Consider the following 14,384-nt stretch of genomic DNA (forward strand, 5'->3'; position numbering starts at 1 on the left):
TCGCCGATCCGTGCCCGCCCAGGTACTTGGTGGCGGAGTGCACGACGATGTCGGCGCCGTGGGAGAACGGCTGGATCAGGTACGGCGTGGCGATGGTGTTGTCGACGATCAGCGGGACGCCGTTGGCGTGCGCGACCCCGGCGACCCCGGGGATGTCCAGCACATCGATCTGCGGGTTGGAGATGGTCTCGCCGAAGAAGGCTTTGGTGTTCGGCCGGACCGCTGCCTGCCACGAATCAAGGTCGTCGGGGTCCTCCACGAAGGTGACCTCGATGCCGAGCTTGGCCAGCGAGTAGTGGAACAGGTTGTACGTCCCGCCGTAGAGCCGCGGGCTGGAGACGATGTGATCGCCGGCACACGCCAGGTTCAATATGGCATAGGTCTCGGCGGCCTGCCCGGAGCTCAGGAAGAGCGCCGCCACCCCGCCCTCGAGCGCGGCGACGCGCTGCTCGACGACGTCGGTGGTCGGGTTGCCGATCCGGGTGTAGATGTTGCCCGGCACTTCCAGCCCGAACAGGGCGGCGGCGTGCGTGGTGTCGTCGAAGGTGTACGACGTGGTCTGGTAGATCGGCAGGGCGCGGGCGCTGGTGGCGCTGTCCGGCTGCTGGCCGGCGTGGACCTGCTTGGTGTCGAACGACCAATTTGCGGTCGGGTCGGTGTCGTGATCGGCGTTGTCGGAGGTCACGGGGTTGCTTTCTGCTGGTAGGGAAATCTGCTCAATCGACGGCCGGGACGCCGGAATGGGGCGTCAGCCGGCGCCGTGGGTTAGCAGCGACACACGATGAGGCGCGAAAAGGCCGGGAGAATGCACATCACGTTTCCCTGTCTGCTCAGGGGCCCGTCATGGCGGACCCGCGCTTGCCGGATAGCCGGTTGTGTGGCTACTCAACCTGGTCATCACCCGGGGCACCCCACCGCGGTTGGAGGGTTGCCGGCCAGCAAGCCGGGGCTTGATGCTGGCGCTCATGACCAATACGGAGATTATCTTACTGTGCCGAGTCGGTGCCAACTATCGCGGTGCACCTGCAGGTCGACACCTGTCCAAACACCCTTGATAACGTGGCAGTCAGAACGCTGAGCCCCGAAATTTTGAACCATCATTGATGCCGGGAGAGGGACCGTGAGCGCCGAACAGCCGACCGTCTTCTACACACTGACCGACGAAGCGCCGCTCCTGGCGACCTATGCGTTCCTGCCGATCGTGCGCGCCTTCGCCGAGCCGGCGGGCATCGAGATCAAGACCAGCGACATCTCCGTGGCCGCCCGGATTCTGGCGGAGTTCCCCGATGATCTGACCGAAGAGCAGCGGGTGCCGGACAACCTGGGCGAACTGGGCCGGCTGACAGAGCTGCCCGACACCAACATCATCAAGCTGCCGAACATCAGCGCCTCGGTCCCCCAGCTGATCGCCGCCGTCAAGGAGTTGCAGGGCAAGGGATACAAGATCCCGGACTTCCCGCAGAGTCCAAAGACGGACGAGGACAAGGAGATCCGCGCGCGCTACGCCAAATGCCTAGGTAGCGCGGTCAACCCGGTACTGCGGCAGGGCAACTCGGACAGGCGTGCGCCCAAGGCGGTGAAGGAATACGCCCGCAAGCACCCGCACAGCATGGCGGACTGGTCACCGGCCTCGCGTACTCACGTCGCGACCATGCGGCACGGCGACTTCTACCACGGTGAGAAGTCGATGACGCTGGACCGCGCGCGCAACGTGAAGATGGTGCTGGAGACCAAGAGCAGACAGACCCTCGAGCTGAAGGCCAAGGTCGAGCTGCGCGAGGGCGACGTCATCGATTCCATGTTCATGAGCAAGAAGGCCCTCGTCGAGTTCTACGAGGAGCAAATGCAGGACGCATACGAGACCGGCGTGATGTTTTCGCTGCACGTCAAGGCGACGATGATGAAGGTCTCGCACCCGATCGTCTTCGGTCACGCGGTGAAGGTCTTCTACAAGGACGCGTTCGCCAAGCACCAGGAGCTCTTCGACGAGCTCGGCGTCGACGTCAACAACGGATTGGTCGATCTGTACAACAAGATCGAGTCGTTGCCCGCGTCGTTGCACGAGGAGATCATCCGCGACCTGCACGCCTGCCACGAGCACCGCCCCGAGCTGGCCATGGTCGATTCCGCCAAGGGCATCACCAACTTCCATTCACCCAGCGACGTGATCGTGGATGCGTCGATGCCGGCGATGATCCGTGCGGGCGGCAAGATGTGGGGCGCCGACGGGCGGCAGAAGGACACCAAGGCCGTCAATCCCGAGTCGACGTTCTCGCGGATCTACCAGGAGATCATCAATTTCTGCAAAACCCACGGGCAGTTCGATCCGCGGACGATGGGCACGGTTCCCAACGTGGGCCTGATGGCTCAGCAGGCCGAGGAGTACGGCTCGCACGACAAGACGTTCGAGATCCCCGAGGACGGTGTCGCCAACATCGTCGACCTCGACACCGGGGAAGTCCTGCTGACGCAGAACGTCGAGGAGGGCGATATCTGGCGCATGCCCGTCGTCACCGACGAAGCGATCCGCGACTGGGTCAAGCTCGCGGTAACCCGGGGCAGGAACTCGGGTATGACGGTGTTGTTCTGGCTGGACACCGAGCGGCCGCACGAGGTCGAGCTGCGCAAGAAGGTCAAGGCGTACCTGAAGGAACACGACACCGAGGGCCTCGAGATCCAGATCATGCCGCAGGTGTGGGCCATGAGGTACACGATCGAGCGCGCGATGCGCGGCCAGGACACCATCGCCGCGACCGGCAACATCCTGCGCGATTACCTCACCGACTTGTTCCCGATCCTGGAGCTGGGCACGAGCGCCAAGATGCTGTCCATCGTGCCGCTGATGGCCGGCGGTGGAATGTACGAAACCGGCGCCGGCGGTTCGGCGCCCAAGCACGTTCACCAACTCGTCGAGGAGAACCATCTGCGCTGGGATTCGCTGGGTGAATTCCTCGCTCTCGGAGCGTGTTTCGAAGACATCGGCATCAAGACCGACAATGAGCGCGCCAAGGTCCTGGGCAAGACGCTGGACGCCGCGATCGGCAAGCTGCTGGAGAACGACAAGAGCCCGTCGCGCAAGACCGGTGAGCTCGACAACCGCGGCAGCCAGTTCTACCTGGCGCTGTACTGGGCGCAGGAACTCGCGAAATCCGACGACGAAGAATTGCGCGAGCACTTCGCCGCGCTGGCCGACTCGTTGGGTGAGAACGAGGACACCATCGTGGCCGAACTGGCCGAGGCCCAGGGCGAGGCCGTCGACATCGGCGGCTACTACTACCCGGACAGTGAGAAGACGACGGCGATCATGCGCCCGAGCAAGACCCTCAACGAGGCACTAGCGGCTTCGACAGGCTAGGGCCCGCAAGCAGGAAGCCGGACTCGACATGGCAGACGAAGCCAAGATCAAGGTCAAGGGGCGCGTCGTAGAGCTCGACGGTGACGAAATGACCCGCGTCATCTGGAAGTCCATCAAGGACATGCTGATCCTGCCGTACCTCGATATCGATCTGGACTACTACGACCTGGGTATCGAGCATCGTGACAGCACCGACGATCAGGTGACCATCGACGCGGCCAATGCCATCAAGAAGCACGGCGTGGGCGTCAAGTGCGCCACCATCACCCCCGACGAGGCCCGCGTGCAGGAGTTCGACCTCAAGAAGATGTGGCCGTCGCCCAACGGGACGATTCGAAACATTCTGGGCGGCACCATCTTCCGCGAGCCCATCATGATCTCGAACGTGCCGCGGCTGGTGCCGGGCTGGACCAAGCCAATCGTCATCGGCCGCCACGCTTTTGGCGACCAATACCGGTCGACCAACTTCGAGGTCGACAAACCCGGAACCGTCGCAATCACTTTCACCCCTGCCGACGGCGGCGAGCCGATGGTGCATGAGGTGGTGTCCATCCCCGAAGACGGCGGCGTCGTGATGGGGATGTACAACTTCAGGGACTCCATCCGCGACTTCGCGCGCGCCTCGCTGAAGTACGGGCTGAACGCCAAGTGGCCGGTGTACCTGTCCACCAAGAACACCATCCTCAAGGCCTACGACGGCATGTTCAAAGACGAGTTCCAGCGCGTCTACGAGGAGGAGTTCTCCGAGGAGTTCGAGGCCGAGGGACTGACCTACGAGCACCGGTTGATCGACGACATGGTCGCGGCCTGCCTGAAGTGGGAGGGCGGCTACGTGTGGGCCTGCAAGAACTACGACGGCGACGTGCAGTCCGACCTCGTCGCGCAGGGCTACGGCTCACTGGGGCTGATGACGTCGGTGCTGATGACCGCCGACGGCAAGACGGTCGAGGCCGAGGCCGCGCACGGCACCGTCACCCGGCACTTCCGCCAGTACCAGGCCGGCAAGCCGACCTCGACCAACCCGATCGCCTCGATCTTCGCCTGGACGCGCGGACTGGCGCACCGCGGCAAGCTGGACGACACCCCCGAGGTGACGGAGTTCGCGCAGACGCTGGAGAACGTGGTCGTGTCCACGGTCGAGGGCGGGAAGATGACCAAGGACCTGGCCATCCTCGTCGGCCCCGACCAAAAGTGGCTACACACCGAGGAGTTCCTGGACTCGATCGCGGAGAACCTGGAAAAACGGCTGGCTAGCTAGCCGGCGGTTGCCGCCGATCAGCCCCGGCGCTGCACTCGTCGATGAAGTCGGCGATGGTCGCGGCGACTCGGTCGGGCGCCTCGAACATGGGGACGTGACCGACGCCGTCGAGCTCGGTGACCTTCGTTCCCGGCGGCAGGAAGTTGGTGAAGTGCCGATTGAACCTGCTCGCCGGCACCACGCGGTCCTTCTCGCATAGCACGAGCTGGACGGGCACCGCGGTGTCGGCCAATTGCAGCAGGCCGGGGTCCAGCAGCGACTTGGCGAGCAGCTGGAAGTAGGCGGGGCAGTGCGCGGCGTCGTCGACGACGACGGCGAGCTGGTCCTCGCTGATGCCGTCGGGCGTCGCCGTGAGCGGCAGGGTCGCCAGCCGCCGACCGAGCGGCAACCGAAGCGCCCGCTCGCCGAACAGCCGCGCCAGCGCCAGGAACGGCATGCCCGCGATGAACTTGCTGATGACCTCGAATTTCACCGGACTCCACCGCGTCCATCCGCCCGCGGCGCCGATGCCGGTCACGCTGCGGGCGCGCCCGCGCCGCTCCAGTTCGAAGGCGACCCAGCCGCCCAGCGAGTTGCCCACCATGTGCGCGGTTTCCCATCCGAGCTGGTCGAGCTGGCGCTCGACGTGGTCGGCCAGCACCGACGAGCTCAGCAGCCAGGTGCCCGCATAGGGCCCGCCGTGGTGCCCGGCCATGGTGGGGGCGAAGACCTCGAAGCGGCCGGTCTCGGCCAGCCGCGGCGCGACCGGCTCCCATACCGTCTGCGACATCAGGAATCCGTGCAGCATCAAGACCGGCTCTCCGGAACCCACGTGGATAGGCGGACGGCTCATAGCCCGACAGTAAATGTGGTACCGCCGGTACCGCAAGGCGGGCTGATCGCGGGCGCGCGGCATGCCGCACACTCGGCACCGAGGGTGGAGCTGGCCGCACACTCGGCGGCAGGGCCGCGCGTGAAAAGATCGGTGCATCATGAGCACCGCTACCGGATCAAGCCGGATTTTCTCCGGCGTGCAACCCACCTCCGATTCGCTTCACCTGGGTAACGCGCTGGGCGCCATCACACAGTGGGTCGCGCTGCAGGACGACCACGACGCTTTCTTCTGCGTGGTCGACCTGCACGCCATCACCGTCGCCCAGGATCCCGAGGCGCTGCGCCGCCGCACCCTGATCACCGCCGCCCAGTATCTGGCGCTGGGCATCGACCCGGCCCGCAGCACCGTGTTCGTGCAGAGCCAGGTGCCCGCCCACACCCAGCTGGCCTGGGTGCTGGGCTGCTTCACTGGCTTCGGGCAGGCGTCGCGGATGACGCAGTTCAAGGACAAGTCACTGCGCCAGGGCGCCGACTCGACCACCGTGGGGTTGTTCACCTACCCGGTGCTGCAGGCGGCCGACGTGCTGGCCTACGACACCGATCTGGTGCCGGTGGGTGAGGACCAACGCCAGCACCTCGAGTTGGCGCGCGACATCGCCGAGCGGTTCAACAGCCGCTTTCCGGAGACGTTCGTGGTGCCGGACATGTTCATTCCCAAGGCCACCGCGAAGATCTACGACTTACAAGACCCCACGTCCAAGATGAGCAAGTCGGCTGCCACCGACGCCGGTCTGATCAACCTGCTCGACGAACCGGCCGTGTCGGCCAAGAAGATTCGCTCCGCGGTCACCGACAGCGAGCGCGAGATCCGCTTCGACACCGAGGCCAAGCCGGGCGTGTCCAATCTGCTCAGCATCCAGTCCGCGGTCACCGGCGCCGGAATCGACACGCTCGTGGAACGCTATGCCGGAAGGGGTTACGGCGATTTGAAGAAGGACACCGCCGATGCGGTCGTCGAATTCGTCGCCCCCATCAAGGCCCGGGTCGACGAACTGACCGCCGATCTCGCCGAATTGGAGGCCGTGCTCGCGGCCGGTGCGGAAAAGGCCAACGATGTGGCCGGGAAAACGGTTCGGCGGGTTTACGATCGGCTTGGGTTTCTTCCACAACGGAGCTAGTACCGCTCTCATTGGAGTCGTGCGATGAGCGAGCCGGCCAAGGCGGGCGTTTTTGATCGGCTGCGCGCCCGGTACGGGTGGATCGATCACGTCATCCGCGCCTACCAGCGTTTCGATGAGCGCAACGGCGGGTTCTTCGCGGCCGGCCTCACCTATTACACGATCTTCGCGTTGTTTCCTTTGCTGATGGTCGGTTTCGCGGTCTTCGGATTCGTGTTGGCCCGCCGGCCCCAGCTGCTGAGCAGCATCGACGACCACATCCGTTCCCAGGTGACCGGGGCGCTCGGTAACCAGCTTCAGGAGCTGATGAACTCGGCCATCGACGCCCGGACGTCGGTCGGCGTGATCGGTTTGGCCACCGCCGTGTCGGCCGGACTGGGCTGGATATCGCACCTGCGCCAGGCGGTGACGGAGATGTGGTGGGACGTACACATCGAGTCGCCGGGCTTTGTGCGCAACAAGCTCTCCGATCTGCTGGCGATGATGGGGACGTTCGCAATCATCGTGGCCACGGTCGCGCTGACCACCGTGGGCCACGCCGCGCCCATGCGCGCGCTGCTGAAATGGCTTGGCATACCGCAGTTCGTGGTGTTCGACTGGCTGTTCTGGCTGTTCTCGATCCTGATCGCGACGCTGGTGTCCTGGCTGCTGTTCACCTGGATGATCGCCCGCCTGCCCCGCGAGAAGGTCAGCTTCGTCGATTCGATGCGGGCCGGACTGATCGCGGCGATCGGCTTCGAGGTGTTCAAACAGGTCGGTTCCATCTACCTGCGGACGGTGCTGCGCAGCCCGGCGGGCGCGGCCTTCGGGCCGGTACTGGGGTTGATGGTGTTTGCCTACATCACCGCGTATCTCGTGCTGTTCTGCACCGCCTGGGCGGCGACGGCCTCGGACGATCCCCGCAGCCGACCCGTCGCCCCTCCCGCCCCGGCGATCATCGCGCCGCGCGTGCAGATGGACGAGGGCCGGGGTACCCGCCGGACGCTGACCGCGATGGCGCTGGGAGCCGTTGGTGCGCTGGCGCTTTCCCGAATCGCCCGCTTGACCCGCCGCGATCGCTAGTCCACCAGCTTCAGCCCCGCGACGCAGGCCCAGACCGCATAACTGGTTCCGACCGGCAGGGTGCGCATGGCGATCGCTAACCCGGTCATCGAAAGCGCCACGGCGACAAGGAATATCAGCGAGGGGCTCGATGCTAACAATCATCCGTTGGACGACCCTGCCAGGCGCCGCGCACCATGACGTCGGATACGCCTAAAAGCTCATCGAGCACAACGAGGTTGGCGTCGTAGCCGGCGGTGAGGACGCCCACCCGCTGGAGGCCGAGCGCTCGCGCGGGCGTCGCGGCGGTCGTCTGCACCGCGACGGCCAGGCCGACATCGGCATACACCGTGCGGAAGAGCCGATCCATGGTGGCGGTGCTGCCCGCGATCGTCGACGTCGCGTGCACCCGCGCGACACCGGCGACGACATCGATCGGCACGGCGCCGAGCCGAAACTCGCCGTCGGCGCGACCGGCCGCGGCGATCGCGTCGGTGACCATGGCGACCCGATCGGCTCCCGCCGCCGCGATCACCGCCGTCACCACGTCGGGGTGTAGGTGCACGCCGTCGGCGATCACCTCGACGGTCACTCGCGGGTCGCGCAGCAGGGCAAGGGCCGGGCCGGGCTCGCGATGGTGCAGCGGCGGCATCGCGTTGAACAGATGCGTGCCGACCGTGGCGCCCAGCGCGATGGCGTCCCTGGTCTGCTGGTAGGTGGCATCGGTATGTCCCACCGCCACAACGACTCCCGCTCCCACGAAACGCCGTATCGCCGTGTCGGCACCGGGCAGCTCGGGTGCCAGCGTCGCCATCCGGATCGTGTCGCCGCCCGCGGCCAGCACCGCATCGATCTCCGCCGGGTCCGGGTCACGCATCTTGGTGCGATCGTGGGCTCCGCAGTGCGCCCGGCTCAGCCACGGCCCCTCCAGGTGGATGCCCGCGACCGTGCCCCGCCGGGTGGCTTCGGCGAGCGCGCGCACCCCGCCCAGGAGTTCGGCCGGCGCGGCGGTCACCAGGCTGGCCAGCGTGGTGGTGGTGCCATGCCGCAGGTGAAACGCGGCGGCGTCGACGATGCCGTCGGGGTCGGTGTAGGAGGCACCGCCGCCGCCGTGCACGTGCATGTCGATAAAACCCGGCACCACCGTGCAATCGGGGAAGTCGAAGTCGGCCGGTTGGGGCGGGACGCCGGGCGAGCAGGCCGCGATCCGCCCGCCGGAGGTCTGCAGCCAGCCGGGGCGGCAGACCTGACCGTCGAGCACCATGGTGCCCGCGGCGATCACGGCCATCGGCCGCCGTTTTCCCAGAAGTGGCGGATGTCCTCGAGCTGACGCCCCTTGGTTTCCGGCGCATACCGGTAAACGAAGACGAACGCGACCGCCGCGAGCGCCGCGAACAGCGCGAAAGTGCCTGCGCCGCCCAGTGAATGGAGCAGGCTCAGGAAGACGGCGGCGATGATGGCGTTAGCCACCAGGTTGGAGGTCAACATGGTGCTCGACCCGATCGAGCGTAGCCGGGACGGGAAGCTTTCGCTGGCGTACACCCAGCCCAGGGAGCCGAAACCCATGGTGTAGCCGAAGATGAACAGCAGGATGCCGGCGAACCCGGCGATCGTGCCGCCGAAACCCCACCCGAACACCGCCATCAGCACGACGTCGGCGACGATCATCATGGCGGTGCCGCACAACAGGATTGGGCGCCGACCCACCCGATCGACCAACAGCAGCGCAGCACCGACGGCCGCCAACCCCGCGACCTGCAGCAGCGCAGGCAACCCCAGCAGCGCGAAATTGCCAGTGAAGCCCATGGCCTGAAAGATGCGGGGGCTGTAATAGATGATCGCGTTGATGCCGGTGATCTGGATCAAAAAGCCGAGGACCACCACGAAGACGGTGGCCCGCAGGTACGGCGGCCGCAGCATCTCACCGAACCCACCCCTGGTGCCGGGCGAGGCCTCGCTCAGCGCGCGGCCGATCTCGGCGAGATCGTCGTCGACGCGCGCGGTGGGTTCGATCCGCAACAGTGCCCGCCGGGCGTCGTCCGTCCGGCCCTTCAGCACATACCATCGGGCCGTGTCGGGCATCCGAATCACCAACGGCAGCAACAACACTGCGGGCAGGCAGGCCAGCCCCAGCATCCACCGCCAGCTGTGCGTGCCGGCCAGCAGATAGCCGGTCAGGTAGCCGACGATCAGCCCGCTGACGATCGCCAGCTGATAGGCCGTCAGCAGCGAACCGCGCACCGCCGTCGGCGCTGATTCCGCCACGTACACGGGGACGACCACCACCGTCACGCCGATGGTCAGCCCCAGCAGCAATCGGGCCGCCAGCAACATCGGAAGCGAGACCGAGACCGCGGCCAGCAGCGCGAAAACCGCGTAGGCGAACAGGATCAGCACCACCGCCCTTTTCCGCCCGATCACGTTGGCCAGCACGCCTGCGCCCAGCGCCCCGGCGATCTGGCCGATCACCACCATCGTCGTCAGCAGCTCCTGCTGGCGGGTGGACAGACCGAAGTCCTCGGTGACGAACAACTGCGCCCCGGCGATGATGGACAGGTCGTAGCCGTAGATGACGCCCACGCTGGCGGCGGTAAGCCCGACCAGCAGTCCGCGCCGCGATCCGCCTGCCACGGTGCTCAGCGGTGAAGTGGTCGGCGGTTCATCGAGCGGGCCATCATGATCAGCGCGAACACCACGATGGTGCCGATCACCGCCACGCCCACCCGGATCGGCATGGCATCCGCGGATCCGATGATCCCGCCGGCCGCGGCGTTGTTGGCGAGCGGGTCTGCGGCGTCGTGCTTGGCCGGCGCCAGGGACGGGTCGGGCGCAATCAGCGAGCCGACCTGCGTGCCCTGCGGGGTGGAGAAGCCGTAGTCCAGCAGGTGCGCGGCCTGTTCCCACGGCGCGATCGGCACCCGCGTCCCGTGCAGCAGCACCGCCACCAGGCGCCGCCCGTCGTGATTGGCCGCGCCCACGAATGTCTGCCCCGCGTCGTCGGTGTAACCGGTCTTGCCGCCCAGGGCGCCGGGATACTTGTAGAGCAGCTGGTTGTCGTTCTCCAGCTCGTAGCCGGGGTGGTCGCCGTGGCCGGGGAAGTTGAAGGTCCGCGTCGCGACGATGTCGGCGAACGTCGGGTTCTGCCAGGCGTAGCGGTAGAACAGCCCGATGTCATAGGCCGAGGTGCTCATGCCGGGCGCGTCCAGCCCCGACGGCGATGCCGCCCGGGTGTCCTGGCCGCCGAGCTTGGCGGCCAGCACGTTGATCTTCTCCAGCGCCTGCTGCATGCCGCCCAGCTGCATGGACAGCGCGTGGGCGGCGTCGTTGCCCGAGTGCATCAGCAGCCCGTGCAGCAATTGGTTGACGGTGAAGACGCCGCCCTCTTCGACGCCGACCTTGGTGCCCTCGGCGGCCGCGTCGTCGGCGGTTCCGGGAACCGACTTGTTCAGGTTGAGGGCGTTGATGGAGGCCATCGCGACCAGCACCTTGATGATGCTGGCCGGGCGGTGCCGCCCGTGCGGGTCCTTTGCCGCGATGACCGCGCCACTGTCCAGGTCCGCCACCAGCCAGGCGTCGGCGGAAACGTCATTCGGAAGCGCCGGCGTATTCGGCGCGGTGACGACGCCGCAGCTGCCCAGTGCGTCACCGCCCACCGGCTTAGCCGGCACCGCCAGCGGAATCGGCGGGTCGCCGGCCGTGGGGACCTCCGACGAATCCACGGCCTTCGGGGTGTTCACCTTGTATGGGCAGTCCGCCGGGGCGGCATTGGGTTCGGCGCCCGGCTCGGCCGTGGCGAGCGGCATGCCCAACGGCAATGTCGCCGGTGCTGCCAACGTGACCGGGGCGGCCATCAGGAACAGCGCCGCTGCCAGGCATGACGCGGAACGTAACAGGGTCATCGTCTGTGCACAGTAAGCGATCGGCGGCCCGAACACGGGGAGCCGCGCTGTGACTGGTGAGACGGAAGTTACTGGGCGGTGCCCGCGAGGCCGCGATACGCTGGGCGCGCGGTCAGCCCGAAGCCACCCACCGCACCGAATCGGAGGAGTTTTGCCATTTCACGCGATCGGTTTTGGTCCGCCTGGCGGCGAAATCGCGGCGGTCCGAGCGCTTCGGCCGGGGGCGGCCCGCGAGCGTTGAACGATCTGCTCAAGCAGGTCGAGAAGGCCACGCAGGTACGGCGTTCCGGGTTCGACCAGGTGTTGGCGGAGCTGAAGCTGCACCGTGACGCCGCCACCGACCCGGAGCTGCGGTCGGCGGTGGCGTGGCTGTGCAACGCCGTAGCGCGGTTCGGGAACCACCCGACCGCCACGCGTGCCCGTGAAGTGATGATGGCCGCCGACGCGGTCCGGCAGGTGGCCGCCAGCTAGCGGCTTACAGCGTTGTGGCGCTCAGGTCCACGTGGGCCAGCGCCGGGAAGCCGATGGTGCCCATCCAGAGCCTGCCGTCCGCCTCCACCAGGCCGGTGACGCCGCCGAAGTCCGGACGCGCGGTGCGCAGGCCCGCGACAGCCGCGCCGCTGTCCGGATCGAACGCGACCGCCCAGATCTCCGGCTTGATCTTCGGTTGCACCCGCTCGGGCAGTCGCCACACCACCTTGCGGATGATCGGTGCCCGCGGCAACAGCGATTCCAGCGCCGGATTCGCCTCGGTGACCAGCGCCGCCCAGATCCGGCCGTCGCCGCCGGTGGATATGTTGTCGGGCATGCCGGGCAGGTGCACCGCCAGCGGTGTCACCGTTGCGGCCCGCGGCCCGGTCAGCCAGTACTTCGAGAGCCGGCGCGCCTGGGTCTCGGCGAAGACCAGCGCCGACCCGTCGGCCGTGGCCGTCACCCCGTTGGCGAAGTACAGCCCGTCGACCAGGGTGCTGACGGCGCCGTCCGCGCCTAGGCGGTAGAGGCCGCCGGTTCCGCGCGCCTCCAGAATCGGGGCGCCGAAGTGCTCAAAATGAAAATCGCTCGTCGACTCGGTGAAATAGATTGTGCCATCTGGTGTTTCGGTGACATTCGAGCAGAACTTGAGCCTTCTGCCGGCGACCGATTCGACGAGCACGTCCAGCGTGCCGCTGGACGGGTCCAGCGCGAGCAACCCGCGATGGCTGTCGCAGATCAGGACCCGGCCGTCACGCGCGATGTGCAGACCTAGCGGCCGCCCGCCAGTGTCGGCGACGACGGTGTGTTCGCCGCCGGGGGCGATCCGCACGATGCGCCCGTCCTCGAGGCCCGTCCACAATTGGCCGGCCGGGTCGACCACGACGTCCTCGGGGCCGTTACCCCCGAGGGGGACGACGGTGATGTTCGGCGCCGGCATGTCCGGCAGTGCGTCGACCGGCGGCGGCTGCCACCGCACCGGGTGGATACGGGGTTTGCGCGCCATGACCACCGACCCTAGATGCGCGCCTGGGTTTCCGTCAGCACATCGCGCAGGATGGCTTCGATGGTGTCGAACTCGGCCTGGCCGCTGATCAGCGGCGGTGCCAGCTGAATGACGGAATCGCCGCGATCGTCGGTGCGGCAATACAACCCGGCCTCGAAAAGCGCCGACGACACCTGACCGAGCAGCGTGCGGCGTTCGTCGTCGGTGAAGGTCTGCTTGGTCGCCTTGTCCTTGACGAGTTCGATGCCGTAGAAGAAGCCCTCGCCGCGCACGTCGCCGACGATGGGCAGGTCGTAGAGCTTGTCCAGGGTGGCGCGGAATGCGGGCGCGTGGGTCCGGACGTGGTCGTTGAGGCCCTCACGCTCGAAGATGTCGAGGTTCGCCAGCCCCACGGCCGCCGAAACGGGATGGCCGCCAAAGGTATACCCGTGCGGGAACATGGTGGCGCCGTCGTTGAACGGCTCGAACAACCGCTCGCTGGCGAGCATGGCGCCGATCGGTGAGTAGCCCGACGTCATTCCCTTGGCGCAGGTGATCATGTCTGGCACGTAGCCGAAGTCGTCGCAGGCGAACATCGACCCGATCCGGCCGAACGCGCAGATCACCTCGTCGGAGACCAGCAGCACGTCGTATTCGTCGCAGATCTGGCGCACCCGCTCGAAATAGCCTGGGGGAGGCGGGATGCTGCCACCCGCGTTCTGCACCGGCTCGAGGAACACCGCCGCCACGGTGTCGGGGCCCTCGAACTCGATGGCCTCGGCGACCCGGTCGGCGGCCCACTGTCCGAAGACCTTCGGGTCGGTTCCGAAGGGTTCGGGCGCACGGTAAAAATTGGTGTTGGGCACCCGGAAGCCGCCGGGCGTCACCGGCTCGAAGGGTGCCTTGTATTTCGGCAGCCCGGTGATCGCCAGCGCGCCCTGCGTGGTGCCGTGGTAGGCGATTGCGCGCGAAATGACTTTGTGTTTACCGGGTTTGCCGGTGAGCTTGAAGTACTGCTTGGCCAGTTTCCACGCGGTCTCGACGGCCTCCGTGCCGCCGGTGGTGAAGAAGACCCGGTTCAGATCGCCCGGCGCGTAGCCGGCGAGGCGTTCGGCGAGCTCGATCGCGGGGGGAGTCGCATAGCCCCACAGCGGGAAGAACGCCAGCGTGCCGGCCTGCCGGGCGGCGACCTCGGCGAGTTCGGTGCGCCCGTGGCCGACCTGCACGGTGAACAGTCCAGACAGGCCGTCGAGGTAGCTCTTGCCGCGATCGTCGAAGAGGGTGACACCCTCGCCGCGAGTGATGATCGGCGCGGTGATGTCCGGGCCGTGCCGTGCGAAGTGCAGCCAGAGGTGATCTGTCATGTTGCCGCTGAGCCTAGCGC

The 14,384-nt window shown here is 67.0% G+C and carries 12 protein-coding genes, 1 pseudogene and 1 riboswitch; of the genes and pseudogenes, 5 read left to right on the forward strand and 8 right to left on the reverse strand.

What is annotated here, in order from left to right:
• The coding region (locus A5652_RS15765; RefSeq protein WP_197513973.1) for a PLP-dependent transferase at positions 1–685 on the reverse strand (685 nt) is incomplete at its 3' end.
• Positions 686–849: 164 nt separating this feature from the next.
• A riboswitch (SAM riboswitch) is annotated at positions 850–971 on the reverse strand.
• 149 nt (positions 972–1,120) lie between these two features.
• Here A5652_RS15765 and A5652_RS15770 point away from each other — a divergent pair.
• Both A5652_RS15770 and A5652_RS15775 read left to right on the forward strand, forming a co-directional pair.
• Positions 1,121–3,355 carry an NADP-dependent isocitrate dehydrogenase gene (locus A5652_RS15770; RefSeq protein WP_067353108.1) on the forward strand — a complete coding sequence of 745 codons (2,235 nt, stop codon included), beginning with the start codon at positions 1,121–1,123 and terminating at the stop codon, positions 3,353–3,355.
• A gap of 28 nt (positions 3,356–3,383) precedes the next feature.
• On the forward strand, positions 3,384–4,613 hold the full coding sequence (locus A5652_RS15775) for an NADP-dependent isocitrate dehydrogenase (protein ID WP_067353111.1): 1,230 nt from the start codon (positions 3,384–3,386) through the stop codon (positions 4,611–4,613).
• Here A5652_RS15775 and A5652_RS15780 read toward each other — a convergent pair.
• A complete protein-coding gene (locus tag A5652_RS15780; RefSeq protein ID WP_067353134.1) occupies positions 4,606–5,403 on the reverse strand; it encodes an alpha/beta fold hydrolase in 798 nt (265 codons plus the stop codon). The two genes, A5652_RS15775 and A5652_RS15780, sit on opposite strands and share 8 nt — an antisense overlap.
• 181 nt (positions 5,404–5,584) lie before the next feature.
• On the opposite strand from A5652_RS15780, the gene trpS reads away from it, so the two are divergent.
• Positions 5,585–6,604 carry a tryptophan--tRNA ligase gene (trpS, locus tag A5652_RS15785; RefSeq protein WP_067353114.1) on the forward strand — a complete coding sequence of 340 codons (1,020 nt, stop codon included), beginning with the start codon at positions 5,585–5,587 and terminating at the stop codon, positions 6,602–6,604.
• Positions 6,605–6,628: 24 nt separating this feature from the next.
• Positions 6,629–7,666 carry an inner membrane protein YhjD gene (gene yhjD / locus A5652_RS15790; protein ID WP_067353116.1) on the forward strand — a complete coding sequence of 346 codons (1,038 nt, stop codon included), beginning with the start codon at positions 6,629–6,631 and terminating at the stop codon, positions 7,664–7,666.
• Positions 7,667–7,686: 20 nt separating this feature from the next.
• On the opposite strand, the pseudogene A5652_RS15795 reads toward yhjD, so the two are convergent.
• From A5652_RS15795 to A5652_RS15810, 4 genes and pseudogenes are all read right to left on the reverse strand, one after another.
• Positions 7,687–7,791: pseudogene (locus tag A5652_RS15795) on the reverse strand (SMR family transporter); the annotation flags it as partial.
• 8 nt (positions 7,792–7,799) lie between these two features.
• On the reverse strand, positions 7,800–8,933 hold the full coding sequence (gene nagA / locus A5652_RS15800) for an N-acetylglucosamine-6-phosphate deacetylase (protein WP_067353119.1): 1,134 nt from the start codon (positions 8,931–8,933) through the stop codon (positions 7,800–7,802).
• Positions 8,924–10,276 carry a sugar porter family MFS transporter gene (locus A5652_RS15805; RefSeq protein WP_067353123.1) on the reverse strand — a complete coding sequence of 451 codons (1,353 nt, stop codon included), beginning with the start codon at positions 10,274–10,276 and terminating at the stop codon, positions 8,924–8,926. Before A5652_RS15805 ends, nagA begins: the two co-directional genes overlap by 10 nt.
• 5 nt (positions 10,277–10,281) lie before the next feature.
• Positions 10,282–11,448: a D-alanyl-D-alanine carboxypeptidase family protein gene (locus A5652_RS15810; RefSeq protein ID WP_369805802.1), complete on the reverse strand. Its 1,167-nt coding sequence runs from the start codon at positions 11,446–11,448 to the stop codon at positions 10,282–10,284.
• Between the two features lie 333 nt (positions 11,449–11,781).
• Between A5652_RS15810 and A5652_RS15815 the strand changes: the two genes are divergently transcribed.
• Positions 11,782–12,015: a hypothetical protein gene (locus A5652_RS15815; protein ID WP_156745368.1), complete on the forward strand. Its 234-nt coding sequence runs from the start codon at positions 11,782–11,784 to the stop codon at positions 12,013–12,015.
• 4 nt (positions 12,016–12,019) lie between these two features.
• On the opposite strand, the gene A5652_RS15820 is transcribed toward A5652_RS15815, so the two are convergent.
• Together A5652_RS15820 and A5652_RS15825 are read right to left on the reverse strand one after the other, a co-directional pair.
• Positions 12,020–13,021, reverse strand: a complete 1,002-nt coding sequence (locus A5652_RS15820; RefSeq protein WP_067353129.1) for an SMP-30/gluconolactonase/LRE family protein — start codon at positions 13,019–13,021, stop codon at positions 12,020–12,022.
• Positions 13,022–13,032: 11 nt separating this feature from the next.
• Positions 13,033–14,364: an aspartate aminotransferase family protein gene (locus A5652_RS15825; protein WP_067353132.1), complete on the reverse strand. Its 1,332-nt coding sequence runs from the start codon at positions 14,362–14,364 to the stop codon at positions 13,033–13,035.
• Between the last annotated feature and the right edge of the window lie 20 nt (positions 14,365–14,384).

Source organism: Mycobacterium sp. 1165178.9 (assembly GCF_001673555.1).
In the GTDB taxonomy this organism is placed as follows: Bacteria; Actinomycetota; Actinomycetes; order Mycobacteriales; family Mycobacteriaceae; genus Mycobacterium.